25 protein-coding genes, 1 tRNA gene and 1 pseudogene are annotated in these 23,763 nt (G+C 64.2%); 15 read left to right on the forward strand and 12 right to left on the reverse strand.

The genetic code is table 11. From position 1 onward, the window contains the following. Nucleotides 1-8 precede the first annotated feature (8 nt). Nucleotides 9-749, reverse strand: coding sequence for a DUF969 domain-containing protein (locus EAG14_RS14245; protein ID WP_099654838.1), 741 nt, complete (start codon nt 747-749; stop codon nt 9-11). A 452-nt stretch (nt 750-1,201) separates the two neighbouring features. Between EAG14_RS14245 and EAG14_RS14250 the strand changes: the two genes are divergently transcribed. Genes EAG14_RS14250 through EAG14_RS14260 form a run of 3 tightly spaced genes read left to right on the forward strand, consistent with a single transcriptional unit; the run spans nt 1,202 to nt 3,169 of the window. After that, nucleotides 1,202-1,879 (forward strand): GntR family transcriptional regulator, encoded by a 678-nt coding sequence (locus EAG14_RS14250; RefSeq protein ID WP_099654837.1) that lies wholly within the window; start codon nt 1,202-1,204, stop codon nt 1,877-1,879. After that, on the forward strand, nt 1,860-2,594 hold the full coding sequence (locus tag EAG14_RS14255) for a phytanoyl-CoA dioxygenase family protein (protein ID WP_121729277.1): 735 nt from the start codon (nt 1,860-1,862) through the stop codon (nt 2,592-2,594). The genes EAG14_RS14250 and EAG14_RS14255 overlap by 20 nt, the downstream gene beginning before the upstream one ends. Nucleotides 2,595-2,620: 26 nt before the next feature. Continuing rightward, nucleotides 2,621-3,169 carry a DUF4184 family protein gene (locus EAG14_RS14260; protein ID WP_121729278.1) on the forward strand — a complete coding sequence of 183 codons (549 nt, stop codon included), beginning with the start codon at nt 2,621-2,623 and terminating at the stop codon, nt 3,167-3,169. A 68-nt stretch (nt 3,170-3,237) separates the two neighbouring features. Here EAG14_RS14260 and EAG14_RS14265 read toward each other — a convergent pair whose 3' ends face one another. From EAG14_RS14265 to EAG14_RS14275, 3 genes are all read right to left on the reverse strand, one after another. After that, nucleotides 3,238-4,404, reverse strand: a complete 1,167-nt coding sequence (locus tag EAG14_RS14265) for a GGDEF domain-containing protein (RefSeq protein ID WP_121729279.1) — start codon at nt 4,402-4,404, stop codon at nt 3,238-3,240. Between the two features lie 163 nt (nt 4,405-4,567). Beyond that, complete coding sequence (locus tag EAG14_RS14270; protein WP_121729280.1) at nt 4,568-5,740, reverse strand: pyridoxal phosphate-dependent aminotransferase; 1,173 nt, start codon at nt 5,738-5,740, stop codon at nt 4,568-4,570. A 216-nt stretch (nt 5,741-5,956) separates the two neighbouring features. Beyond that, nucleotides 5,957-6,749 (reverse strand): IS5 family transposase gene (locus tag EAG14_RS14275; RefSeq protein ID WP_371414354.1). Its coding sequence is split into 2 segments (ribosomal slippage): nt 5,957-6,490 and nt 6,492-6,749, totalling 792 coding nucleotides; the frame shifts between segments, so codons are not numbered across the junction. A 312-nt stretch (nt 6,750-7,061) separates the two neighbouring features. Between EAG14_RS14275 and EAG14_RS14280 the strand changes: the two genes are divergently transcribed. Continuing rightward, complete coding sequence (locus EAG14_RS14280) at nt 7,062-8,018, forward strand: hypothetical protein (RefSeq protein ID WP_143226651.1); 957 nt, start codon at nt 7,062-7,064, stop codon at nt 8,016-8,018. Nucleotides 8,019-8,073: 55 nt separating this feature from the next. Here EAG14_RS14280 and EAG14_RS14285 read toward each other — a convergent pair whose 3' ends face one another. From EAG14_RS14285 to EAG14_RS14290, 3 genes are read right to left on the reverse strand one after another with little or no spacing between them, the layout of a single operon-like run. Continuing rightward, nucleotides 8,074-9,141, reverse strand: coding sequence for a response regulator (locus tag EAG14_RS14285; protein WP_099654832.1), 1,068 nt, complete (start codon nt 9,139-9,141; stop codon nt 8,074-8,076). Beyond that, complete coding sequence (locus EAG14_RS23775; RefSeq protein ID WP_371414355.1) at nt 9,138-9,287, reverse strand: hypothetical protein; 150 nt, start codon at nt 9,285-9,287, stop codon at nt 9,138-9,140. The genes EAG14_RS14285 and EAG14_RS23775 overlap by 4 nt, the downstream gene beginning before the upstream one ends. Next, nucleotides 9,263-12,823 (reverse strand): ATP-binding protein, encoded by a 3,561-nt coding sequence (locus tag EAG14_RS14290; RefSeq protein ID WP_371414356.1) that lies wholly within the window; start codon nt 12,821-12,823, stop codon nt 9,263-9,265. The genes EAG14_RS23775 and EAG14_RS14290 overlap by 25 nt, the downstream gene beginning before the upstream one ends. 291 nt (nt 12,824-13,114) lie before the next feature. Here EAG14_RS14290 and EAG14_RS14295 point away from each other — a divergent pair, with 291 nt between their 5' ends. The 10 genes and pseudogenes from EAG14_RS14295 (at nt 13,115) to EAG14_RS14340 (ending at nt 20,685) form a co-directional block, all read left to right on the forward strand. After that, the gene (locus tag EAG14_RS14295; protein WP_099654830.1) at nt 13,115-13,417 is read left to right on the forward strand and encodes an urease subunit gamma; all 303 of its coding nucleotides are present in this window, start codon (nt 13,115-13,117) and stop codon (nt 13,415-13,417) included. Between the two features lie 123 nt (nt 13,418-13,540). After that, on the forward strand, nt 13,541-14,146 hold the full coding sequence (locus tag EAG14_RS14300) for a HupE/UreJ family protein (protein ID WP_121729282.1): 606 nt from the start codon (nt 13,541-13,543) through the stop codon (nt 14,144-14,146). A 24-nt stretch (nt 14,147-14,170) separates the two neighbouring features. Then, nucleotides 14,171-14,476, forward strand: coding sequence for an urease subunit beta (locus EAG14_RS14305; protein ID WP_099654828.1), 306 nt, complete (start codon nt 14,171-14,173; stop codon nt 14,474-14,476). Between the two features lie 91 nt (nt 14,477-14,567). After that, nucleotides 14,568-16,313, forward strand: coding sequence for an urease subunit alpha (gene ureC, locus EAG14_RS14310; RefSeq protein WP_121729283.1), 1,746 nt, complete (start codon nt 14,568-14,570; stop codon nt 16,311-16,313). A gap of 9 nt (nt 16,314-16,322) precedes the next feature. After that, entirely contained in the window at nt 16,323-16,820 is a 498-nt protein-coding gene (locus tag EAG14_RS14315) for a GNAT family N-acetyltransferase (protein WP_121729284.1), read from the forward strand. 56 nt (nt 16,821-16,876) lie between these two features. Further along, entirely contained in the window at nt 16,877-17,563 is a 687-nt protein-coding gene (gene ureE, locus EAG14_RS14320; protein WP_121729285.1) for an urease accessory protein UreE, read from the forward strand. A 166-nt stretch (nt 17,564-17,729) separates the two neighbouring features. Beyond that, nucleotides 17,730-18,440, forward strand: a complete 711-nt coding sequence (locus EAG14_RS14325) for an urease accessory protein UreF (RefSeq protein WP_121729286.1) — start codon at nt 17,730-17,732, stop codon at nt 18,438-18,440. A gap of 62 nt (nt 18,441-18,502) precedes the next feature. After that, nucleotides 18,503-19,179: pseudogene (gene ureG / locus EAG14_RS14330) on the forward strand (urease accessory protein UreG). 20 nt (nt 19,180-19,199) lie between these two features. Beyond that, nucleotides 19,200-19,287 (forward strand) — tRNA-Ser (locus EAG14_RS14335). Nucleotides 19,288-19,473: 186 nt separating this feature from the next. Further along, nucleotides 19,474-20,685 (forward strand): site-specific integrase, encoded by a 1,212-nt coding sequence (locus EAG14_RS14340; RefSeq protein ID WP_121729287.1) that lies wholly within the window; start codon nt 19,474-19,476, stop codon nt 20,683-20,685. 113 nt (nt 20,686-20,798) lie between these two features. Here EAG14_RS14340 and EAG14_RS14345 read toward each other — a convergent pair whose 3' ends face one another. Beyond that, nucleotides 20,799-21,131 carry a hypothetical protein gene (locus tag EAG14_RS14345; RefSeq protein WP_121729288.1) on the reverse strand — a complete coding sequence of 111 codons (333 nt, stop codon included), beginning with the start codon at nt 21,129-21,131 and terminating at the stop codon, nt 20,799-20,801. Between the two features lie 167 nt (nt 21,132-21,298). Between EAG14_RS14345 and EAG14_RS14350 the strand changes: the two genes are divergently transcribed. Then, nucleotides 21,299-22,306 (forward strand): integron integrase, encoded by a 1,008-nt coding sequence (locus tag EAG14_RS14350; protein ID WP_099658214.1) that lies wholly within the window; start codon nt 21,299-21,301, stop codon nt 22,304-22,306. A gap of 421 nt (nt 22,307-22,727) precedes the next feature. Here the strand turns inward: EAG14_RS14350 and EAG14_RS14355 are convergent, their stop codons facing one another. The 4 genes from EAG14_RS14355 to EAG14_RS14370 are packed head-to-tail and all read right to left on the reverse strand — an operon-like array spanning nt 22,728 to nt 23,737. Beyond that, complete coding sequence (locus EAG14_RS14355; RefSeq protein ID WP_121729289.1) at nt 22,728-22,934, reverse strand: AlpA family transcriptional regulator; 207 nt, start codon at nt 22,932-22,934, stop codon at nt 22,728-22,730. A gap of 3 nt (nt 22,935-22,937) precedes the next feature. Beyond that, nucleotides 22,938-23,231, reverse strand: a complete 294-nt coding sequence (locus EAG14_RS14360; protein WP_121729290.1) for a DUF4406 domain-containing protein — start codon at nt 23,229-23,231, stop codon at nt 22,938-22,940. Between the two features lie 11 nt (nt 23,232-23,242). Further along, nucleotides 23,243-23,458, reverse strand: a complete 216-nt coding sequence (locus EAG14_RS14365; RefSeq protein ID WP_121729291.1) for a hypothetical protein — start codon at nt 23,456-23,458, stop codon at nt 23,243-23,245. A gap of 3 nt (nt 23,459-23,461) precedes the next feature. After that, nucleotides 23,462-23,737 carry a hypothetical protein gene (locus EAG14_RS14370; protein WP_371414357.1) on the reverse strand — a complete coding sequence of 92 codons (276 nt, stop codon included), beginning with the start codon at nt 23,735-23,737 and terminating at the stop codon, nt 23,462-23,464. Between the last annotated feature and the right edge of the window lie 26 nt (nt 23,738-23,763).

Here is a 23,763-nt window from a genome sequence, read left to right on the forward strand (position 1 = left end):
GGCGCTCCTCAGGCGGCTTTGTTGGAAGAAGCCGCAGCAGCGGACAACGGCTCGATGCCTTCGGCCTTCAGCTCACGGGCCAGCACGCCGTCCAGGCGGTACAGGCGCCATGCGTGGATGGCAAACGCGCAGATGGCGGTAGGGATGCCCCAGAACGCGACGTGCAGCGGCTCTACATCAATGCCCGCTTCGTGCAGGAAGGTGGTCATCAGCACGATGGCACCGAAGGCGACGAAGATGTCTTCGCCAAAGAACAGGCCCACGTTGTCTGTGGCAGCCGAGAAGGCGCGCAGCTTGTGGCGAATGCGCTCAGGCAGCGTGCCGTAGCGCGCCTCGGTGGCGCCTTCGGCCATGGGCGCCAGCAGCGGGCGCACCATTTGCGGGTGGCCGCCCAGGCTGGTCAGGCCAATGGCAGCGGTGAGCTGGCGCGCAGCCAGGTACACGATGAGCAGGCGGCCTGCCGTGGCCGACTTGATGGAGCTGATCCAGTTTTGCGCATGCTGGCGCAGGCCGTGGCGCTCGAGCAGGCCAATCACCGCCAGGGGCAGCAAGATGATGAGCGGCAGGTTGCGCGTCTTGATAAAGCCCGTGCCGATGGTGGCGAGGATTTTGTCGATGGGAAACCCGGCTGCCAGGGCGGTGCCCACGGCCGTGACGATCACGACCAGCATGGGGTTAAACCGCAGGACAAAGCCCACGATGATGATGGCCACCCCGATGAGCGGCCACAGATTGACGTCACTAAGCATGTTGATCCTTCATTGAGCACACAGACACACAAACACCCCGCACAGCCCTGCCCCCTGAACCAGGGCACAGGCACCGCTGCGCGCGCTTTTCCTCTGCCGCTGCGTACAGACCCCAAAGTCCCCAGCACGCAGCCAGCTGCCTCTCGCCATGCAACTTGCATGCCATATCAACGAACAAAACATGCACCATTGAGTGGCAATCGAATAATTTTTGTTGAACAAAAAATATTCAGTTGTTTTACGATTTGTCGATTCTGCCCAACAAAGCAGCACCCACACCCTCAGTAAAAACCCTCGGTTTACGTACAAACTGTGGGGTTTGGGACGCCAGCAACCGCAGCGCGCCTCTCTGATGGGCCCGCCTGGCGGATGCCGCAGGGGCCCTGCAAATGCGCCAAAGGGGCCCCCAAAGTTGCGCGGGGGCGGGGCTTCTTTCCCCTTACCATCCGGGCATGAAGTCAGAACTGAGCAACCCCCAAACACTGAATGACCGCATGGCGGAACTGATCCGCCAGAAGATCGTGCACGGGGAGTTCACGCCGGGCCAGCGCCTGTCCGAAGCGGCCCTGAGCGAGAGCCTGGAGATATCGCGCAACACCCTGCGCGAAGTGTTCCGCCTGCTGACCAAAGAAGGGCTGCTCAAGCACGAGCCCAACCGAGGCGTGTTTGTGGCCATCCCCAGCATCGCGTCCATCATCGACATCTACCGCGTGCGCCGGCTCATTGAGTGCCAGGCCCTGGCCCAGGCCTACCCCCGCCACCCCGCCAAAAAGCACCTGCGCGACGCTGTGGAAATGGCCCTGCGCTGCCGCGATGCAGGCGACTGGCAGGGCGTGGGCACGGCCAACATGGAGTTCCACATGGCCATCGTGGAGCTGGCCGACAGCGAGCGCCTGAACGTGGTCTTCTCGCACCTGCTGGCCGAGCTGCGGCTGGCCTTTGGCCTGCTCAACGACCCGGAGTTTCTGCACATGCCGTATGTGGAGATGAACGTGAACATCCTGGAGCTGTTCGAGGCAGGCAAGCTGCAAGAGGCCTCTGCCGCACTCAACGAGTACCTGGTGCATTCCGAGCGCATCGTGCTGGCGGTGTATGCACGGCGGATTTCGGATGGCGGGCAGCCCAAGTAAGCGGGGCCTGGGCACGTCGGGCTGCGGCACTGCCGCCCAGGCGTTTGCAGCCCACGGGTATGCCTTGGTGGAAGACGCCGTGCCAGCCCCGCAATGCCAGGCACTGGCCGCGATGGCAAGCCGAGACGAGGCAACCGCCCGCACCCTTTCGGGCGGCACGCGCAACATGCTGGCGCAGCCCTGGTGCGCCGCCCTGGCCCAACAGCTGCGCGCCCACCCCAACATTGCCGCCTGCCTGCCCGCCGATGCGCGGGCCGTGCAGTGCACCTATTTTGAAAAGACCGCCCACCGCAACTGGCTGGTGGCCCCGCACCAGGACCTGAGCGTGCCCGTGGCCCAGCAGGTGGCCGCACCCGGCTGGCAGGGCTGGTCGGCCAAAGAGGGGCACTGGTTTGTGCAGCCACCCGCCGCGTGGCTGGCGCACATGGTGGCCGTGCGGCTGCACCTGGATGACTGCGGGCCCAGCGACGGGCCGCTGCGCGTGCTGCCCGGCACGCACACCCACGGCCACCTCTCGCCCGCCGCCATGGCCACCTTGCGCCAGCAAGGCACCGAGGCAGTGTGCACCGCACCCGCAGGGGCTGCGCTGCTGATGCGCCCGCTGCTGGTGCACGCATCGTCCAAATCCACGGGCACAGACCGCAGGCGCGTGCTGCATTTTGTGTTTGGCCCCACCGCCCTGCCCCATGGGCTGCAGTGGCCCACCGCCGTCTGACGGCATCCCTTCACCCCTGCAACCCCATGCCCTTCACCCCTTTTCACATGGGCGCAGGCCTGGCCCTCAAGGCCGTGGCCGGGCGCCACTTCAGCGTGCTCACCTTCGGCATTGCCCAGGTGGCGATGGACATTGAGCCGCTGGTGGGCATGCTGCGCGGCGCGGCCGTGCTGCATGGCCCCACGCACACCTACCTGGGCGCGGTGCCCATCGCGATGGCTACGGCCGTGCTGGCGCCCTGGCTGTGCCGCCCTTTGCTGCGGCGCTGGAACCTGGAGGTGCAGCACCACCGCGTGGCATGGCTGAGCGAAGCCGAGCAGTGGCGGCCAGGTACGGTGTTGCTCAGCGCCCTGGCAGGCACCTGGTCGCATGTGGTGCTGGACAGCGTGATGCACGCCGACATCACGCCCTGGGCGCCATGGTCTGACGCCAATGGCCTGTACGCCTGGGTGTCGCTGTCTACCCTGCACGGGCTGTGCGTGGCAGGCATGGTGGCGGGCGCAGCAGCGTGGGTGGCAAGGCGCTGGCTGGGGCGCAAACGCCCTGGCATCGGCGCATCGCACACACCACCCTAGAAACACTGGCAGCTATATTTTTTATAGCTGCCAGCGCTTTATTTCAAAGCGCTACAGGCCCATTTGGCTTAAAAAAGCACCACATCTGCCGGGGCCACCACCACCCGGTCGCGCCCGCTGGATTTGGCCTGGTACAAGGCCGCATCGGCACGGGCCAGCAGCAGCTCAAACGTGGCATCGCCCGCCTGCACGGCAGCCACCCCGATGCTGACGGTGCAGTGGGGGGCTGGGGCCTGGGGCGCAGCGCTGCGCACGGTGGCGGCCACCCGCTCGGCCACCACCTGGGCAGCGGCCAGATCGGTGCCCGGCATCAGCACCAGAAACTCTTCGCCCCCATAGCGCCCCAGCCTGTCTGCGCCGCGCAGAGCGGCACGCACCTGGGTGACCAAATCGCGCAGCACAGCATCCCCCACCAGGTGGCCGTGCGTGTCGTTGATTTGCTTGAAGTGGTCCACATCCAGCATGAACACCGCAAACGGCTGCTGGTAACGCTGCCAGCGCTGCATCTCCATGGCGGCCAGCTCCAGCAAAGCACGGCGCGCCAGCGCACCGGTCAGGCTGTCGTGCGTGGCCAGGTGCTCAAACTCTGAGCGCACCCGCTCGCTGGCCATCAGCAGCACCCCCACGCTGACGAGCAACACCGAAAAGCTGAAAGCCCCCAGGTAGGCCGTCTGCGCCAACGAGGGCGCAAAGCGGTCTGAATCCGCGCTGTCCAGCCACAGCGAAGACACGCCGCGCCCCACCAGCACCAGCACCTGGGCCGCCAGCACCCCGGCCGCCAGACGGCTGGAAAACCCCTGGCCGTGGCGCAACAGCAGGCGCACATGCACCACGCACACCAGCGCCAAGGTGCTGGTGAACACCAGCACACGCAAACGGTAGTCGGGCTGCACCCACAAAAATACCGCCATGAGGGACAGCGCGCCTGCGGCCACCATGCCCCACCGCCGCCACGCCACGGGCTGGCCAAAAAAGCGCTGGCTGCCAAACAAAAAGAAGGCAAACCCCACCATCAGCAGCCCATTGCCTGCCAGCACCAACAACCAGTTGGGCAGCACGCCGCTGAGCACGAACAGCACGGTGGACGACGCACACAGCAGCGGCGCTAGCCCCCAATAGCGCAGGCCCCGGATGGACGCAGGAAAATTCGCGCGCACCCCGAGCAGCACCAAGCCCAGCACCACAGCCATGATGCCGGACATGGCAGCCAGCGAACGCAGATCGAGGGAAGGCATCAAGTCACACGGAGCACGAAGAGGCTGTGAGTTTATTCACTTTCTGTTACAGACAACACCCCATGGCAGAGCGGTCCCATGCGGGGACTTGGAGGTGGCGGTGCTCAAGTGCGTGCGCACCGCTTATGTGGCAAACAGGAAAGGCGGCCCGACGGCAGCGACTTCAAAGCGCCCGCTGCAGCTCCAGCCACGCTCGCAAGCGGCGCACACCCTCGACCAGGCGCGAGGGGTCTTTGGAGGCAAAGCACCAGCGCAACCAGCCCTGGGCCTCAGGGGCAAAGGCATCGCCCGGAGCCAGGCCCAGGCCAGCCTCGGCCACCAGGCGCTTGGCCACGGTCATGGAGTCGTCAAACCCTTCGAGTCGGAAAAACGCGTACATGCCGCCATGTGCCGCAGCCACCTGCACGCCGGGCACGGCGGCCAGCAGGGGCACCAGGGTGTCGCGGCAGGTTTTGAAATGCTCCACCACGCGGGGCGTGATCTCTTTGCGGTAGGCCAGCGCGGCCAGCGCCGCGCGCTGGGTGAACACACTGGCGCACGAGGTGTTGAATTCGATCAGCTTGCCCATGGCATCGACCAGCGCCTCGGGCAGCACCAGCCAGCCCAGGCGCCAGCCGGTCATCAAAAAGCTTTTGGAAAAGCTGTGCGCCACCAGCAGGCGATCGTCGGGCGCGGCCACGTCCAGGAAGCTGGGCGCGCAGCCGTGGGCGGTGGGCTCGTAGTAGAGCTTTTCGTAGACCTCATCGGCCAAGATCCAGGTGCCGGTGCTGCGGCAATGCGCCAGGATTTGCTGCTGCTCGTCGCGCGTCAGCGTCCAGCCCGTGGGGTTGTTGGGTGCGTTGACGATGAGCAGCTTGGTGCGCGCCGTGATGGCGCCCAGCAGCGTGGGCAGGTCCAGCCCCCACGCGCCGCCCTGTGGCCGCAGTGGCACGCAGCGCACCTGCGCGCCCATGATGGTGGGCTGCGCCACCAGGTTGGGCCACACGGGCGTGACGATGACGACCTCATCGCCCGCATCCACCAGCGCCTGCACCGCCAGCATCAACGCGCTGACCCCGCCCGAGGTGACCACGATGCGGCCTGCATCCACGCCTGCGGTGGGGTGCGACTCCCCCATGTATTGCGCCAGCGATTCGCGCAGCTCGGGCAGGCCGCAGTTCTGCGAATAGAAGGTTTCGCCGCTTTCCAGCGACTCGATGGCGGCGCGGCGGATCACGCCGGGGGTGACTTCATCGCTCTCGCCAAACCAGAAGGCCAGCACGTCTTTACGCCCCATGCCAGCGTTGGCGATTTCACGGATTTTGGAAGCTTCCAGGTTGGCAATGACTTGGCGCATGCAGCGGGGTCCTTCAGCGGTCGGCGGTGGGTGGATCAAGCGAGGCAAGGGCCCCAATGTAATTCGGCTGAGGAGGCAGAAACCCATGTTGCCTCCTTTTCCCTTCTGTGCGGAGCAAAGGCACATGCCCTGGGAGCGTTCCGTCCTTGCGAAATATCGTCGTTCACTATAAAAAAGATAGCTGATTGCGTTTCATAGACGGGCCTTAGAACCTGTTCAAGATCTTTTGAGCAGCAGAGCCAAGAATGCCAGATGGACGAACTGCAAGCTGGTGTTCAGCAACCTCTCGCAGTTCTTCCACAACCGCCTGTTCTTCTCCAACCAGGCAAAGCTGCGCTCCACCACCCAACGCTGGGGCATCACCTTGAACGTATGCAGTTCACTGCGCTTGGCGATCTGTGCCACGACGTGTCCGCCCAGAATGTCTTGGACGCCCTGGGCAAACGGCCGGCCCACATAGCCGCTGTCACACAACAGGGCTTGCACCCGGCTCAAAGCAGGTTTGCAGCGCTGCAGTGCCTGCAAAGCCCCTTTGCGGTCCGTCACCTCTGCCGTCGTCACCGCAACGGCGTGCGGCAGCCCTAGCGTGTCCACTGCAATATGGCGCTTGATTCCCGAGACTTTCTTGCCCGCGTCATAGCCCTTGCTGCCCGCCGTTTCCGTGTTCTTCACGCTCTGCGCGTCCACGATCAAGAACGTGCTTGAGGCGTTGCGCCCCAGTTTCTCTCGGGCCGCGCCAACCTGATTTTTTTAAAGCCTGCTCCAGCAGGCTGCCTCCCTCACGCGGCTCGCTCCAGATGGCAAAGTACGCATGCACCGTGCGCCACTTGGGAAAGTCACTGGGCAACGCCCGCCACTGGCAACCGGTGCGCAGCAAATAGAGCACTGCGCAGAACACCTCATACAGATCAACACTGCGTGGGCGCGTACTCTTGCGGGCACTCTCCAGCAAGGCACGGATGGGTTCAAATTGCTCGGGGCTAATGTCGCTGGGGTACTTGGCTCTCATGGAGCACGCAGCTTAGCTTCAGTCACAGTCAGCCTGCTATCAGTACCTCATCGGGAAAAGATTTTGAACAGGTTCTTAGACACAGATAGGAAAGACAGACAATCTTCTCGCGGCGAGACACTCCCGCCCCTGTGCGCGGCAGCAAACGCTCCCACTAAGGGCCACCAGGTCGCGCTAAGACACCGCAGCATGAAGACGCGAGGTGAAAAGGCACCGCAAGGCGATCGAAGATGAACGATGCGTAACTGGAGCGAGTACGGTCCAGGTAGCCAATCAAGCCTCCTTGTGAAACAATCATTTGACAATTCAACCGTGGCTTTGCAAGACGCCTCATGCGCATCAGCCTTCAGCTTGATATGGCAGAGAGACACAGGCACAGCGCCGCTTTCCCAACCCTCACAGCCCTTTTTTGGCGCGTTCAAACACCACAACTTTATGTTCAAAGCCCGTCACTCGATTGCAGTTCTCCTTGCCGCAAGCGCCGCCTTGCTCGCACCGATCACGGCACAGGCTCTCCAGCCAGATTCGGGCATGTGGGCCGTCAATGGAGAGGTCACCGGCAAGCCAGGGCGTGGCCTGCAAATTGATGCTCAGGGCGGGCGCAATCTGATCGTGACGTACTTTGGCTATCGAGAAGATGGCTCGTCCATGTTCCTGCAGGCCAGCGGCCCCCGGCAGGACGACGGCACATTCACCGCTGAACTGGTCGAGTTCCAGGGAGGAAAAGCGCTGGGTGCCCCTGCCAGGGATGGCCAGGTGCGCAAAGTGGTCGGCAATATCGCCATTGCCTTTGACAGCGCCACGACGGCCAGCGTGACATTTCCCGGCGAAGCACCGGCAAGAATGACGCGGTTTCAATACGAAGACCACACGGCCCGCTTCAACCGCGAGGGGCGCTATGCCATCTCCTATGCCTTGGCCACCTTCGGCAGTCTGATGCCCGCCACCGTGAACTTCAAACTGGAGAACGGCAACTTCTACATGAGTCGGTACAACGGTGATCTGGAAACCTGTGAATACTCAGGGCGCTATCAACCCGCTGGCCGAGGCATCAAGGCCGAGGGCACTTTTGCTTGCAAACAGGCCAGTTCGTCTTCATCGGGCACGTTCTGGACTGAAGAGATGGAGGTGGATGAACAGCTCTCGTACAAGGCCGTGATCTGGAAACAGACTCAGGGGAGCTCCATCAATCCTTCGGCCGAATACCACTACGGACTGTGCCAAGCACCCTTTGTCTTCGTGACCCCTTCTCGCTGCACCAAGCCATAGCGCCCAGGGGGTATCCCAATGGCACACAAGGCGGCCTCGGCCGCCTCGTTCCCACTCACCCCTCAAACTGCGGATGCAGCTGCCGGATGCGGTTCATCGCCATCGCCGCTGCCGCCGTGCGCGTCTCCACGCCCAGCTTGGCGAACACGCGCTCCAGGTGCTTTTTGACGGTGGCGGGGCTGGCCCCCAGGATGTCGCCAATGTCGCGGTTGATCTTGCCCTTGACCACCCAGTACAGCACCTCAGCCTCGCGGGCGGTGAGCTTGAAGGACAGGCTCATGGATTCGATGATTTTTGCATCGGACACCTCGCGCATCACGATCAGCCAGTCGCCGCCGCCCGCGCTGTCGCCCGCCTGCTGGTGCAGGCGGAAGGTGAGGCGGCGGGCGCCCTGCTCTACCGCCAGGCGCGGTGGCTCGGCCAGCGATGCGGCCAGCAGCTCGGCGGCGTTGTCGGCCAGCACATGGCGGCGCAGCCAGGCCTGCACGGGCTCGGGCGCCCACTGACCGTAAGCGGTCGGTGCGCCATCGGGCCCCACTTCTCCAAAGTAGCTTTGCAGCAGCTCCCGCGCCAGCGGGGTTTGCCACACGATGCGCCCATCGGCAGCGCGCACGGTGATGCTGGCATAGCCAAAGGCGTCGAGCGCGTTGCGGGCCTCGCGGGCCTGGCGGGCGTCTTGCCGGGCCTTGCGGGCGGCGCCCAGGTGCACCTGCATGCGGGCCATCACCTCGCGGGGCTTGATGGGTTTGGTGACGTAGTCGATGCCCCCTGCCTCCAGCGCGGCCACCAGGTGCTCGGTCTCGGTCAGGCCGGTCATGAAGATGATGGGGATGTGTGCTGTGGCGGGCGATGCTTTGAGGCGCCGGGCGACTTCAAAGCCGTCCATGCCGGGCATCATGGCGTCGAGCAGCACGATGTCGGGCAGGGCCTGTGCGGCACGCTGCAGCGCAGCTTCACCATGCATGGCCACCAGCACGGTGTAGCCCGATTCGTCGAGTGCGTCGTGCAGAACGGCCAGGTTGTCGGGCACGTCGTCCACGATGAGCACGACATCGCTGTCGGTGCGGTCAAGCATGCCTGTTGGGGTCACGGGGGCGGTGGATGCGGGGGAAGGCGCATTCATGGTGGGGTGTGCTCCAGGATCTGGCCCATGGCATCGAATTGGAATTGCTGCGCCAATTGCCGCATGTGCAGCACAAAGGGCGCGTGCTCGGGGTGCTGGCGCTCGATATCGGCCAGGGCATTCAAGATGCCCCGGTAGTAGCCCAAGGATACCGACTGGGCCAGGTCGCCCAACAAGGCTGCGGGGGGACAGGCGATGGCCGCCCCGGGGCCGCAGCAGGCGCCACCACCGGGGCCGCGTCAACGGACTGCGGGGCGGTGGCGGAGACAGGGGCAGGCAACGTTGCGGGCTGTGGTGCAGCCGCGGGCGCCTCCAGCCACACCAGCTCCAGCCGGCGCTCCAGCCAGTCCAGCAGCTCTGTGTGGCGCACGGGCTTGACGATGAAGTCTTCAGGGCGGATGCCTGCGTCGTTCTCCAGCGTCTTGTCAAACGCGTTGGCCGACACCACGGCGATGCAGGCGCCTTCCCTGTCCGTGCCGCCCTCGCCACCCACCGCAGCCTCTGCAGCCCCTTCAGCCCAGCCCTGCGCGCGGATGCGGCGAATGGTCTCCCACCCGTCAATGCCGGGCATGGCCAGGTCCATGAAGATGGCGTGGGGCCGGTAGCCGGTGGCCAGCAGGTCCAGCGCATCGTGGCCGCTGGCGGCCTGGCGCAGCTCAAAGCCCAAGGGCTCCAGCAACTGGCGCAGCAGCTCGCGGTCGGGCTCTTCGTTGTCTACCACCAGAATGCGGCGGCGCTCGCCCACGTAGCCGGTGCGGGCCCTGGCGGGGCGCGGCAAGGCAGCCGCCCCGGCCTTGCCCAGGGCGTCGGCATGCACCTCGGGCAAAAAGAGTTTGACGTGAAAGACCGAGCCCACGCCGGGCTGGCTGGTCACCGTCAGCTCGCCGCCCATCAGCGCGGTGAGCATCTTGGCAATGGTCAGGCCCAGCCCGGCGCCGGGGGCCCCCGTGGCGCTGGCCCCGGCCGCCGAGCCCCCTCGGGTGAAGGGCTCAAAAATGCGCTCGATCTCTTGCGGCGTCAGCCCCGGCCCGGTGTCTTGCACGTCGATGCGGGCCATCTCGCGGGCGTAGCGCACCCGCAGCGTGACGGTGCCGCGCGCGGTGAACTTGATGGCGTTGCCCAGCAGGTTGATGAGGATTTGCCGCAGGCGCTTGTCGTCGGCCCGCACCACCTCGGGGATCACGCCCTGCACATCGAACTGAAACGCCAGCCCCTTGGCTGCGGCCTGCAGCTCGAACAGGCCCGCCATTTCGTGCAGGCCATCGGCAAAGCGCATGGGGGCGACATCGAGCGTGAGCTTGCCCGACTCGATGCGGGCGATGTCCAGCGTGCCCTCGATGAGCGAGAGCAGATGCTCGCCGCCGCGCCGGATGACGTGCACCGCCTGCTTGCGGTGCGCGGGCACGGCGGGGTCCTCGCCCATGAGCTGCGCATAGCCCAGGATGGAGTTGAGCGGTGTGCGGATCTCGTGGCTGATGGCGCTGATGTAGCGGCTCTTGGCCTGGTTGGCCTGGTCGGCCAGGGCGCGTGCATCTTCGGCCTGCTGGCGCGCTTGCTCGGCCACACTGCGGGCGGTTTGCAGGGCCTCGTCGGTCTGGCGGTGCAGTTCAATTTCGCGCACCAGCAGACCCGTTTGGCGGTTCGATTCCTCTTGCGCCACCTGGCGGCTTTTGTGCGCCAGCACCAGCCACCAGGCCACGATGCCCGAGATGACCAGCAGCGCGAGGTACGCCTTGAGCAAGCCTGAGCGCAAGGCCACCTCGGGCGCGGCCAGCACATCGGTGTCCGTCATGGCCTGGGCAATGGTGTTGAGCTCCTGGTGGTACAGCAGCCCCATCACGGCGGCCAGCAGCGGGGCAATCACCAGCATCAGCAGCAAAAAGTGCCCCAGGCCCGTGTCCAGGTAGCGCCACACCGCCCGCGGCAGCACCCAGCGCAACGCGGCAGACCATTGCACCGCCATGCTGGCGTGGGGCTTGCACAGGTCGCCACAGCGCGCATCCAGCGTGCAGCACAGCGAGCAGATCGCGCCCCGGTAGGCGGGGCACTGGGCCATGTCGGGGGCTTCGTATTCGCGCTCGCACACCACGCAGCGCTGCACCGCCAAGCGCTGGTAGCTGCCCAGATCGGCCACCGTATCGCTGGCCCTTGTCCCGGGCACCGGGCCGTGCATGGGCACGGCCACCGGCTCGCTTTGGCGGGCAATGTAGTACTTGCCGCCCGTGGCCCAGGCAATGAGCGGCGCGGTGACAAAAGCCACGGCCATCGCAATCACCGCTGAGAACGCCTGCGGCAGCGGGCCAAACAGCCCCAGGTGCGCGCTGATGGAGACGACAGATGCCAGCGCCATCGCCCCCACGCCCACCGGGTTGATGTCGTACAGGTGCGCACGCTTGAACTCGATGCCCTTGGGCGACAGGCCCAGCGGCTTGTTGATGACGAGGTCGGCCACCACCGACATGATCCAGGCGATGGCGATGTTGGAGTACAGCCCCAGCACCTCGCCCATGGCTCGGAACACGTTCATCTCCATCAGCATGAAGGCGATGAGCGTGTTGAACACCACCCACACCACCCGCCCCGGATGGCTGTGCGTGAGGCGCGAGAAGAAGTTGGACCACGCGAGCGACCCGGCGTAGGCATTGGTCACATTGATCTTGAGCTGCGACACCACCACAAACAGCGCCGTGGCCGCCACCGCCCAGCCGTAGTTCGGAAAGACGTACTCGTACGCCGCCAGGTACATCTGGTTCGGGTCTACCGCGCGCTCTACCGGCACCATATGGGTGAGCGCCAAGTACGCCAGCAGCGCCCCGCCCAGCATCTTGAGCACGCCCAGCACCACCCAGCCCGGCCCACCCACCAGCACGCCCAGCCACCAGCGCCCGCGCTGGCCCGGCACGGGCGCAGGCATGAAGCGCAGGTAGTCGGCCTGCTCCCCCATCTGGGTGATGAGCGCAATGCCGACCGTGAGGGCTGCACCAAACATGGGCAATTGGAAGCGATTTCCCAGTGCAGATTCACCACCGTAGTGCACCACTCCGGAAAACGCACCAGGATCGCGCATCAACACCACCCCAAACGGCACCACCAGCATCACCAGCCACAGTGGCTGCGTCCATACCTGCAGGCGGCTGATGGCCGACACGCCATGCGTGACCAGCGGGATCACCACCAACGCACAAATCAGGTAGCCCCAGCGCGGCGGAATGTCGAGCGCCAGCTCCAGCGCGTAGGCCATCACGGCGGCTTCAAGCGCAAAGAAGATGAAGGTGAAGCTGGCGTAGATGAGCGAGGTGAGTGTGGAGCCGATGTAGCCAAAGCCCGCCCCACGCGTGAGCAGGTCCATGTCCACCCCATAGCGCGCCGCATACACGCTGATGGGCAACCCCGCCAAAAAGATGATGAGCCCCGTGGCCACGATGGCCCAGAAGGCATTGATGAAACCGTACTGCACCAGCAGCGTGGCGCCCACAGCCTCCAGGATCAGGAACGAAGCCGCCCCAAACGCGGTGTTGGCCACACGCCATTCCGACCACTTGCGAAAGCGCTGCGGGGCGTAGCGCAGCGCATAGTCCTCCATGGTCTCGGTGGCCACCCAGCTGTTGTAGTCGCGCCGGACTTTGACGACCTGCTGCGGTGGCTGGCCAGGATCGGCAGGGGTTGCGGGGGGCGTGGACATGGGTGAGCCAGGGTGCAGGTTCCATGCCACGGCAGCACGCCCCGCGACATACCGCGTCCGCGTGGGCCAAACGGCGTATTGCGGGCACGGGGCTTGCTGGCCACTATCCACATACTTGCCACATTCATCGGCGCTAGTGCACCATGAAATGGCCTTGCATCGTGCGCGACATGCCCACTCGCATGAGACCCACTGTAGACAGGCTACGCGGAACGAAATGGAACTGACACCTCGCGTTCGACCGCTCAAGCGGTCGGGCGAGCCATTGACCCCAGTATTGAGTGAAACGACATGGAACTGACACCTCGCGAAAAAGACAAGCTATTGATCTTCACCGCCGCCCTGCTGGCCGAGCGCCGCAAAGCCCGGGGCCTGAAGCTCAACTACCCCGAGGCCATGGCCCTGATCAGTGCCGCCGTGATGGAGGGCGCGCGCGACGGCAAGACCGTGGCGCAACTCATGAGCGAGGGCCGTACCGTGCTGACCCGCGCCGACGTGATGGATGGCATCGCCGAGATGATCCCGGACATCCAGGTCGAAGCCACCTTTCCCGACGGCACCAAGCTGGTCACCGTGCACCAGCCGATTTTATGAAGCCCCCCTGTGTCGCCTTCGGCGCCTTCCCCGAGGGGGACGCCGCCAGCGCGGCGGGGCGGCCCTTGCGCGGCGGCCGCTGGCCTAGACCACGCCAGTTTTCACTTTCAGGAGTCCTTTCACATGAACCTCTCCCGCACCAAATCCGCTCTCTTTTTGATAGCTGCCAGCGCTTTATCCATAAGCGCTAGCGCCCATACAGGGGTAGAAGCCCACAGCCACAGCGGTTTCATCAGCGGCTTTGTGCACCCCTTGTTCGGCCTGGACCACTTGGCCGCCATGGTGGCCGTGGGCCTGTGGAGCGCGCTGGCCGCACGCGGCGCCGGTCGCGAACTGCTGTGGGGCCCCGTGGGCTTTGCGGCCATGCTGCTGGCGGGGGCGGTGCTGGGCTTGCAAGGCGTGGCCGTGCCTGCGGTAGAGCCGATGATTGCGGCGTCGCTGCTGGCCACGGGCCTGCTCGTCGTATCCCGCCTGCGCGTGCCGGGCATCGTGGCCGCGCTGGGCGCGGGCGTTTTTGCTGTGTTCCATGGCGTGGCCCATGGCGTAGAGCTGGCAGGCAGCAGCAGCGCCTGGCAAACCCTGGCAGGCATGCTGGCCGCCACCGTGCTGCTGCATGGCGCAGGGCTGGCGGCAGGCTGGGCACTGCGCCAGCGCACCGTGTGGATCAGTCGCGCCGCTGGCGTGGCCGTGGCCCTGATGGGTGGCGCGCTGCTGGCGCAAATGGCCTAAGCCTTCATTTGATCTGGAGCCCCCATGATCCCTGGCGAACTCATCACCGAACCCGGCGAGCACCTGCTCAACACCGGCCGCCGCACCCTCACTCTGGTGGTGCGCAACATGGCCGACCGCCCCATCCAGGTCGGCTCGCACTACCACTTTGCAGAAACCAACAACGCCCTGGGCTTTGACCGCGCCGCCGCGCGCGGCATGCGGCTGAACATTGCGTCCGGCACCGCCGTGCGCTTTGAGCCCGGCCAGGAGCGCACCGTGGAGCTGGTGGACTACGCGGGTGAGCGCAAGGTGTTTGGCTTTCAGGGCCTGACACACGGCGCGCTCTAGAAATTTCAAGCAAAAACAGCCTCTAGCGCTTGATAGATAAGCGCTAGAAGCTATCAAAAGTATAGTACTCAGTTCTTGCGGAGCACCCCCCATGGCAACCATTGGACGACGCGCCTACGCCGAAATGTTCGGCCCCACCGTGGGCGACCGCGTGCGCCTGGCCGACACCGAACTCCTTCTCGAAGTCGAGGCCGACTACACCCTGCGCGCAGGCAGCTATGGCGAAGAAGTGAAGTTTGGCGGCGGCAAAACCATCCGCGACGGCATGGCGCAAAGCCAGCGCACCAATGCACAAGGTGCGGTGGATACGGTGCTGACCAACGCCCTCGTCATTGACCACACCGGCATCTTCAAGGCCGACATTGGCCTCAAGGCAGGCCGCATCGCCGCCATCGGCAAGGCAGGCAACCCCGACACACAACCCGGCGTAGACATCATCATCGGCCCTGGCACCGAGGTCATCAGCTGCGAGGGCAGCATCGTCACCGCAGGCGGCATCGACAGCCACATCCACTTCATCTGCCCGCAGCAGATCGAAGAGGCCCTGGCCAGCGGCGTGACCACCATGCTGGGCGGCGGCACCGGCCCCGCCACGGGCACGCTGGCCACCACCTGCACGTCCGGCCCCTTCAATCTGGAGCGCATGCTGCAAGCGGCCGATGCCTTCCCCATGAACCTGGGCTTTTTGGGCAAAGGCAACGCCAGCCTGCCCGATGCGCTGCACGAGCAGATCAACGCGGGCGCCATTGGCCTCAAGCTCCACGAAGACTGGGGCACCACGCCGGCAGCCATCAGCAACTGCCTGGACGTGGCCGAAGCCACCGACACGCAGGTCGCCATCCACAGCGACACGCTCAACGAATCGGGCTTTGTGGAGAACACCATCGCCGCCGTGGGTGGGCGCGGCATCTGCGCCTTCCACACCGAAGGCGCGGGCGGCGGGCACGCCCCCGACATCCTGCGCGTGGTGGGCGAGGACAACTTCTTGCCATCGTCCACCAACCCCACCATGCCGTACACGCACAACACGCTGGACGAGCATGTGGACATGCTCATGGTGTGCCACCACCTCGATGCGAGCATTGCCGAAGACCTGGCCTTTGCCGAAAGCCGCATCCGCAAGGAGACCATCGCTGCCGAAGACATCCTGCACGACCTGGGCGCCATCAGCATGATGTCCAGCGACAGCCAGGCCATGGGCCGCGTGGGCGAAGTCATCCTGCGCACCTGGCAGACCGCGCACAAGATGAAGGTGCAGCGCGGCTGGCTGCCCCCCACTGCGGGCCGCGATGAGCTGGCCGAAATCCTGCAGCGCAACGACAACTTCCGCATCAAGCGCTACGTGGCCAAGTACACGATCAACCCCGCCATTGCGCACGGCATTGCCCATGAGGTGGGGTCGCTCGAAGTCGGCAAATGGGCCGACCTCGTGATCTGGAAGCCTGCGTTCTTTGGCGTGAAGCCTGCGCTCATCTTGAAAGGCGGGCTCATCGCCATGGCCGCCATGGGCGACCCAAACGCCTCCATCCCCACGCCCCAGCCCGTGCACTACCGCCCCATGTTCGGCGCGTTCGGCGGGGCCATTGCCAAGACCTCGCTCACCTTCGTGTCGCAGGCTGGTTTGAACGCTGGCATTGGCGAGCGCTTTGGCCTGCGCAAAACCTTGAGCGCAGTGCGCAACATCCGTGGCATCCGCAAGCGCGACATGGTGCACAACAGCTACACGCCCAAGATGGAAGTGGACGCGCAGACTTATTCGGTGCGCGCCGATGGCCAGTTGCTCACCTGCGAGCCTGCCACCGTGCTGCCCATGGCGCAGCGGTACTTTTTGTTCTGAGGCCGCAGGATGACGACCAGCGCCCCCACGCTACAGATCCGCCTGGACGACCTGCGCGACCCTCGCATCGAGCAATTCATGGAGGAGCACCTGCAAGACATGCGCGCCACCTCGCCCCCCGAAAGCGTGCACGCACTGGACATGGCCCGGCTGCGCCAGCCCGAAATCCGCTTCTGGACCGCCTGGCGGCCAGACGACGCTGCCGACGCCCCGGGCCGGCTGGTGGGCACAGGGGCACTCAAGCACCTAGAAGACGGACATGCCGAGTTGAAGTCTATGCGCACGGCGGCATCGGTGCGCGGCCAGGGCGTGGGCCGGGCCGTGCTGGAACACATCCTGGGCCAGGCCGTGGACCTGGGCTACCAGCGCATCAGCCTGGAGACGGGCAGCCAGCCGTTTTTTGAACCGGCCTGGCAGCTGTACCTGCGCTATGGCTTTGCCGACTGCGCACCGTTTGGCAGCTATCGCCCAGACCCGCACAGCCGCTTCATGACAAGAGCGCTGTAGCGCCACAATGCAGCTTTGCCCCACCGTGCGGGCTGGCTTCTACTTACTTCGTCACCATGATCCAGGTTTCCAAAATCCTCTCCCAAGGCCACGGCCTGGCCCCCGTGCTGCTCAAGCGCGCCTCCACCGTCGAGCTCGACTGGGACGTGCGCCAAAAAAGCCGCTTCGCCGCCACCGACTCGGCCGGGCGCGAGCTGGGCATCTTCCTGCCCCGTGGCACCCTGGTGCGCGGCGGCGATGTGCTGGTGGCCGAAGACGGCTCCATGGTCCGCGTGATCGCAGCGCCGCAGCCGGTGCTGGTCATCACCCACTGCCAACACCACGGCACCCCGTTTGACCTGACCCGCGCCGCCTACCACCTGGGCAACCGCCATGTGCCCATTGAGCTGCAGCCCGACCACCTCAAGATCGAGCCCGACCATGTGCTGGCCGACATGCTGCGCGCCATGCACCTCATCGTGACCGAGCAAAGCCTGCCGTTTGAGCCCGAAGGCGGTGCTTACGCTGCAGGCCATGGCGGCGGGCACCACCATGGGGGGCATGGGCATGGGCACGGACATGAGCACGGTCATGACCACGACCACCCCGATGCCCATTCGCACGACCATGGGCATAGCCACGACCACAGCCATGCAAGCCCTCCCGCTGCAACCACCGCAGCCCCCACCCGTGGGCGCACCGTGTCCATCCCGGTGGTCGCCCAAGGGCATGTGCACGGCCCCCACTGCAACCACGACCACTGAGATGGCGATGGGCCGCCTGCAACGCAAATCCCTCACCGCTCGGGCTGAGCCCGTCGAAGCCCGGGCGCCCGCCCCATCCGCTCGGGCAGAGCCTGTCGAAGCCCGGGCGTGCTGCATGCCGCACCTGCGCCCACACACCCTGCAACCGGGCTGACCAACCGCCACCATGCGCATCGACCGCCCCGCCCCCCTGCCCGCCGCCAGCTTTTTGCAGCTGATGTGGCTCGCCTCCCCCGCGCTGCCTGTGGGCGGGTTCTCGTATTCCGAAGGGCTGGAAAGCGCCATTGAAAACGCGGGCCTGGCCAGCGAAGCCGCCGTGGGCGACTGGCTGCTCGACCAGCTCTACATCACCCAGGCGCGCGGCGACATGGCCCTCATCGCCAAGGCCGTAGGCGCCTGGCGGCGCGCAGACTGGGCGCATGTGCGCGAACTCAACGACTGGGTGCTGCACACCCGCGAAACCAGCGAGCTGCGCCTGCAAACCGAGCAAATGGGCCGCTCCATGGCCGACTGGCTGCGCAACCAGCACCAGGGCGATGAGGCCCTGATGCCCGCCGTGCGCCACTTGGCCGCCTTGCCCCCCACCTACCCCGTGGCGTTTGCGCTGGCCGCATCCGTCACCCAAGCCCCGGTGCGCGAAGTGCTGCTGGCCTACGCCTTTGGCTGGGCAGAGAACATGGTGCAGGCCGCACTCAAGTCCATGCAGTTGGGCCAAAGCGCAGGCCAGCGCATCCTGGCCCGGCTGGCAGACGCCATTCCGCCCGCCGCAGACCACGCAGCGCACCTGATGGACAGCGAGCGCCAGGCTTTTTCGCCCATGCTGGCCATCCTGAGCGCCCAGCATGAAGTGCAATATTCAAGACTTTTTCGCTCCTAGCGCAAGCAATGCAAGCGCAAGCAGCTATCCATTTAATAGCAAATTACGTCATCACCGACACCATGACCACCGCACTGCACCACATCCCAAACCGTACCAAAAACCTGCCCCCCTTCGCGTGGGCATCGGCGGCCCCGTAGGCTCCGGCAAGACCACGCTGCTGGAAATGCTGTGCAAGGCCATGCGCGATGACTACGACCTCATCGCCATCACCAACGACATCTACACCAAGGAAGACCAGCGCCTGCTCACGGTGAGCGGTGCCCTGCCCGCAGAGCGCATCCTGGGCGTGGAAACCGGCGGCTGCCCCCACACCGCCATCCGCGAAGACTGCTCCATCAACCTCGAAGCCATCGACCGCATGCTGGGCGAGTTCCCCAACGCCGACATCGTGTTCGTCGAAAGCGGCGGCGACAACCTGGCCGCCACCTTCAGCCCCGAACTGAGCGACCTCACCATCTACGTCATCGACGTGGCCGCCGGCGAAAAAATCCCCCGCAAGGGCGGCCCCGGCATCACCAAAAGCGACCTGTTCGTCATCAACAAGACCGACCTGGCCCCCCACGTGGGCGCCAACCTGGATGTGATGCGCGCCGACACCACCCGCATGCGCACCAACGCCCAAGGCCTCAAACCCTTCGCCATGACCAACCTCAAAACCCAGGACGGCCTGGCCGAAGTCATCCAGTTCATCGAGACGCGCGGCATGCTCACCAAAACCGCCCGCGCCAGCAGCTAGAATACGCAGCTTCCAAACCCGGAGACTTGGGTGAGTGGTTTAAACCAGCAGTCTTGAAAACTGCCGACGGGCAACCGTCCGTGAGTTCGAATCTCACAGTCTCCGCCAGAACGCAAAAACAGCACCCCACACAGGGTGCTTTTTTTTCGCCTGCACTACGCAATTGACCCATATAAAACAACGTGTTACGCTGCAAATTATGGTGTTATATACAGTATTCAAGCAAACGCCACCCAATCGTTTTTCATGCTCAATTCAAATTTTTATGGCCCATAGATGGGCCTATAGATTCTGATGCCCAAGCGAATTTTGGAGAAAACGGCCCTTGAGGTGTCGCGGTTGCGCGAAGACGGCGTGTACGCCGTTGGCGGTGCCCCTGGGCTTCAGCTGCAGATCATTGGTGGTTCCCGCGTGTGGGTGTTCCGCTACCGATTCATGCACCAGAGGCGCCGCATGGGTCTTGGGAGTTATCCAGCCGTCAGTCTGGCCGCTGCGCGGGACGCAGCCCGCCAAGCCATCGCCCTGCGTGATTCCGGCATTGACCCATTGAAGGCGCGAGCAGACGAACGCGAAGCCGCGAGGCTGGCAAACGCACTGCGGCTGGAGTTTGACAAAGCCGCCGATGCCTTCATCACAGAGCATGAAAGCACCTGGCGCAACGCCAAGCACGCCCAGCAGTGGCGCAACACCCTTGCCGCTTATGTTTCCCCGCACTTTGGCCAAGTGGCCGTGTCGGATGTTGACCAATCCCACGTCCTGCGGGCCTTGTCGCCCATCTGGAAGACCAAAACCGAAACGGCAACGCGAGTGCGTGGGCGCATTGAACAGATTCTGGATTGGGCCACCGCCCACGGGCACCGCACCGGCCCCAACCCTGCGCGCTGGCGTGGCCAGCTTGAGCACATCCTGGCCAACCCCGACAAGGTGGCGCCGGTGAAGCACCGCGCAGCGGTGCCAGTGGCTGAACTGCCCGCCGCTTATCAGAAGATTGCCTCAATTGATGGGCAGAGCGCCCGCGCTCTGTGTTTCCTGATTCTGACCGCCGCCCGCTCGGGTGAGGTGCGCGGCATGGTGTGGAGTGAAATCGACTTGGAGTCAGCACTGTGGGTCATTCCCGCCGAACGGATGAAAGCCAACAAGGAACATCGCGTGCCCTTGTCTCGCCAGGCGGTAGCGCTTCTGCGCACGCAGCACGCCACGCGGGAGGAACTGGTGGAGCATGTTTTCCCCAGCAACCGCAAAGGCCAGCTTTCAGATATGGCGCTGCTGGCGCTCATGCGCAGGCACCAGCTCGGCGCGGTCCCGCACGGTTTCCGATCCACATTTAGAGACTGGGCGGGCGAAATGACGCATCACCCGCGCGATGCCGTGGAGCTATGCCTGGCCCATACCATCGACACGAAGACAGAGGCGGCTTACCGGCGTGGTGACATGCTTGAAAAACGCGCTGCCATCATGCAAGAATGGGCTGACTATGCATGCCCAATCCGGAGCTGCAAAAGTTAGTAGGGCTGCGAATCAACCCAGCAAAGTGAAGAACGCAGCGGCTATTTCGTCCGGCTGCAACCGGCCAGGAGCAGCCGGTGGAAGCGAATGGAAGCGGACGCTCAACGCCTAAGTTAACGCGCGGCGAAGCCGTCGCGTTGAACGCCTTGTTGGGCCGCGAACCTAGATAGTAGCAACGGAATGCCACGCTCACGCCAGAACTCTGTTGCTATGCCGCCTGAGGACATTCCGCCATGAGCGTGCCGTTCTACTCTGAAGTGTTTCTGATGCGACACGGGGTAGCCAGTGAGCTTTAGAAAGGTTTCCTCAAGCAAAGACGACAATTCGTGGGATGACTCAGGAAGGGGAATGCCTTGAAATTGCTCTGCCATTTCCCGCCAGAGATAAGGGTCACCCCTTAAGCCCCATTGAATTGGCTCAGGGTCAAAAAGAATAGACATATTCATGACAGAGCTGCATTTCTCTTTAGGCCCAACGTAATGTAGACCGCACCAAGCCGCAGACCATATCTGGCGCTTGCGGTCTAAATTGGCGCGAAAAAAACGCGGAAAAGGGCTTGTAGCCTAGCTTGACGGCGCGTATGCTGTACAAAAAAACAGTACTAAATTCAGCCATGAAACCCGCCTCCCCTCCTGTGTTGCGCGCCACACGGTTGCTGGACCAGGTCCGTGAGCGAATTCGTTACAAGCACTATAGCCTGCGCACCGAACAGGCATACGTGCAGTGGGTGCGCATGTTCGTGAAATGGCACGGCTTGCGGCATCCACGAGACATGGGGCAGCTAGAAATCGAAGGTTTTCTAGCCATGTTGGCTAACGAGCGGCGGGTGGCGGCTGCCACACACAACCAAGCGTTGAGTGCACTGCTATTCCTCTACCGCGAGGTGTTGGGCATGGACCTGCCATGGCTCGATGGCGTGCAGCGCCCGCGCACGCCCAAGCGCATTCCTTCGGTTTTGACGGTAGATGAGGTGGCTGCTCTGCTATTGGCGCTGCCGACCGATATAGCCTTGCTGGCCCGACTGCTGTACGGTACCGGCATGCGGCTGATGGAAGGCCTGCGCTTGCGGGTCAAGGACGTAGATTTTGACCGTGGGGTGGTCGTGGTACGGCAAGCCAAGGGCGACAAGGATCGGGTTGTGATGCTGCCGCGCAGCCTGGCAGCCGAGCTGCGCCAACAGGTGCTGGCTGCACGCGCGCTGTGGGAGCAAGACCGGCAAGCGCAGTGCGGTGGCGTGGACGTTCCGCATGCATTGGAGACCAAATACCCCGGCGTGGGGCAGCGCTGGGGATGGTTCTGGGTGTTCCCCGCTTCGTCCCTGTCGGTGGACCCTCGCACGGGTGTTTGGCGGCGGCATCACGTCTATGAGGAGCGATTGCAGCGCGCACTGAAGAAGGCTGTGGCACAGGCGGGCATTTGCAAACCCGTTTCTGTGCACACCTTGCGCCACAGCTTCGCCACGCACTTGTTGCAGTCGGGCACCGACATTCGCACGGTGCAGGAGTTGCTGGGGCACTCGGATGTGAGTACGACGATGATCTATACCCATGTCCTGAAAGTCGCTGCCGCAGGAACCGCCAGCCCGTTGGACTCCTTGGCCTTGCAGCTGCGGCCTGCCTGAGTGACGGCTTTGGAGCTTCTAGCTGGTTGGCGGCTCAGGGCCCTGAGCAGTCCTTGCCTAGTTTGGGGATGCGAGGCCTGATTACAGGCGAGCCGCGAAACGTGATGATGCTTCGCTCAATCCCATGTTTTCTGCCGCCAGCTGGAGTTCTGCCCAAAAGGCTGGAGGGGAATGGCAAAGGTTGCCGAGGAACTCAGCTTCTTCCAGCGCCAACTCGAGTTCGTTGTGACTTAGGAACTCATCCATCTGCTGAAGAGCGTCTAACGCCTCATTGGGGAGTGAAGACGGAAGGTGACCCTTACTTGCAATCAGGTGCCGAGACGTGATTGCCCAAGAAGGCCCTGGATCTTGGCTCGCCATTGTTGCCACCTCCATTTACTGATGGCCGCTTCTGGCCGACAGCGGCCAGTGTGTTGCGATGTTAATCTGGCTCCGGTCCAACATTCACGACCCATGCATTTGGGCACCCCTGCAGCCAGGCCACCACCTCAGCCACCAGCCAAAATAGCTTCGCGCCCATCTTCCGAGGCGGTGGAAACCCTTTCGACTCGATTAGGGCCCGCAGCGTGTTTTCCACAATGTCCAGCTCCTCCAACAGCTGGGCCTTGTTCAAAATGATCTGGCCCATGGGTCAGCCCTCCTGTGCGTGTATGACTTGAAATCCCAGGCCCACCGCCAGGCCGTGCTCCACCTTCGCACCGCGCGACTTCTCCCAGCCCGGCAGCAGGTACACGGCATCGCAGGTCACCAGCCGCGCAATGTCCATGCGCATGCAGTCCAGCCACTGCGTCTTGGGGTCGGCGTTGATTTCGGCCGGGTTCTCTACGTGATGACCTTGCGCGCGCAGTTCTGCTGCTGCAGCGTGGAACGCCGGAAAGTTCAGGTCAGGGTGGCCACTCATCGGGCCTGCAACGTAAATCCGCATGTCGCCCCTCCCTATCGGCCCACGCGCTGGCCCATCACCAGGCTGGGCGGTTGATTGGCCGCGCTGCGGTGCTGCAGCTCGGGGCAGGTGTACGGGTTGCCCGTCTTCCAATTCATGCTGATGGGCTGCGCGGTGCTGTAGTCCACGCGCTCCGCTTGCCTGATCTGAGCCCAGCGGGATGGGGCCACGGGATGTGCCAGGCCGGCTGCGTTCTTTGGCTTCGTCATGGCTCAAGCCTCCGCCCGTGCTTCGATGCGCTCCACGCGCAACACGTTTTTGCCGGTGGTGATGTGCGCGCTGACCTCTGCCTGCTCTGCGTTCGCGGCCTTCAGGCGAATGGTGGGCAGCAGCTTGGCGTCTGCCAGGTCTTCCACGTCCGACAGATCAACACCATGCGGCACCAGCGTGGCGCGATAGCTGTGCAAGCGTTGGATGTGGTGGACTGGCACGCCAGGCTGTGCGCCCTTGGCCAGATACTTTTCGATGTAGGTTTGTTGGTTCTGCATGCTCTTGCTTTCTCGGGTTGCGACGA

Origin of the sequence: Acidovorax sp. 1608163 (assembly GCF_003669015.1) — a bacterium.
Taxonomy (GTDB): domain Bacteria; phylum Pseudomonadota; class Gammaproteobacteria; order Burkholderiales; family Burkholderiaceae_C; genus Acidovorax.

Bases quoted from the DNA above. Each gene is read 5' to 3' on its own strand.
- EAG14_RS14265 (WP_121729279.1), bottom strand. From the start codon at position 4,404: ATGCCTTCCCTCGATCTGCGTTCGCTGGCTGCCATGTCCGGCATCATG.
- EAG14_RS14345 (WP_121729288.1), bottom strand. From the start codon at position 21,131: ATGAATATGTCTATTCTTTTTGACCCTGAGCCAATTCAATGGGGCTTA.
- ureC (WP_121729283.1), top strand. From the start codon at position 14,568: ATGGCAACCATTGGACGACGCGCCTACGCCGAAATGTTCGGCCCCACC.
- ureE (WP_121729285.1), top strand. From the start codon at position 16,877: ATGATCCAGGTTTCCAAAATCCTCTCCCAAGGCCACGGCCTGGCCCCC.
- EAG14_RS14355 (WP_121729289.1), bottom strand. From the start codon at position 22,934: ATGGGCCAGATCATTTTGAACAAGGCCCAGCTGTTGGAGGAGCTGGAC.
- EAG14_RS14360 (WP_121729290.1), bottom strand. From the start codon at position 23,231: ATGCGGATTTACGTTGCAGGCCCGATGAGTGGCCACCCTGACCTGAAC.
- EAG14_RS14290 (WP_371414356.1), bottom strand. From the start codon at position 12,823: ATGTCCACGCCCCCCGCAACCCCTGCCGATCCTGGCCAGCCACCGCAG.
- EAG14_RS14340 (WP_121729287.1), top strand. From the start codon at position 19,474: ATGCCCAAGCGAATTTTGGAGAAAACGGCCCTTGAGGTGTCGCGGTTG.
- EAG14_RS14370 (WP_371414357.1), bottom strand. From the start codon at position 23,737: ATGCAGAACCAACAAACCTACATCGAAAAGTATCTGGCCAAGGGCGCA.
- EAG14_RS14305 (WP_099654828.1), top strand. From the start codon at position 14,171: ATGATCCCTGGCGAACTCATCACCGAACCCGGCGAGCACCTGCTCAAC.
- EAG14_RS14250 (WP_099654837.1), top strand. From the start codon at position 1,202: ATGAAGTCAGAACTGAGCAACCCCCAAACACTGAATGACCGCATGGCG.
- EAG14_RS14315 (WP_121729284.1), top strand. From the start codon at position 16,323: ATGACGACCAGCGCCCCCACGCTACAGATCCGCCTGGACGACCTGCGC.
- EAG14_RS14295 (WP_099654830.1), top strand. From the start codon at position 13,115: ATGGAACTGACACCTCGCGAAAAAGACAAGCTATTGATCTTCACCGCC.
- EAG14_RS14260 (WP_121729278.1), top strand. From the start codon at position 2,621: ATGCCCTTCACCCCTTTTCACATGGGCGCAGGCCTGGCCCTCAAGGCC.
- EAG14_RS14285 (WP_099654832.1), bottom strand. From the start codon at position 9,141: ATGAATGCGCCTTCCCCCGCATCCACCGCCCCCGTGACCCCAACAGGC.
- EAG14_RS14325 (WP_121729286.1), top strand. From the start codon at position 17,730: ATGCGCATCGACCGCCCCGCCCCCCTGCCCGCCGCCAGCTTTTTGCAG.
- EAG14_RS14270 (WP_121729280.1), bottom strand. From the start codon at position 5,740: ATGCGCCAAGTCATTGCCAACCTGGAAGCTTCCAAAATCCGTGAAATC.
- EAG14_RS14365 (WP_121729291.1), bottom strand. From the start codon at position 23,458: ATGACGAAGCCAAAGAACGCAGCCGGCCTGGCACATCCCGTGGCCCCA.
- EAG14_RS14245 (WP_099654838.1), bottom strand. From the start codon at position 749: ATGCTTAGTGACGTCAATCTGTGGCCGCTCATCGGGGTGGCCATCATC.
- EAG14_RS14255 (WP_121729277.1), top strand. From the start codon at position 1,860: ATGGCGGGCAGCCCAAGTAAGCGGGGCCTGGGCACGTCGGGCTGCGGC.
- EAG14_RS14350 (WP_099658214.1), top strand. From the start codon at position 21,299: ATGAAACCCGCCTCCCCTCCTGTGTTGCGCGCCACACGGTTGCTGGAC.
- EAG14_RS14300 (WP_121729282.1), top strand. From the start codon at position 13,541: ATGAACCTCTCCCGCACCAAATCCGCTCTCTTTTTGATAGCTGCCAGC.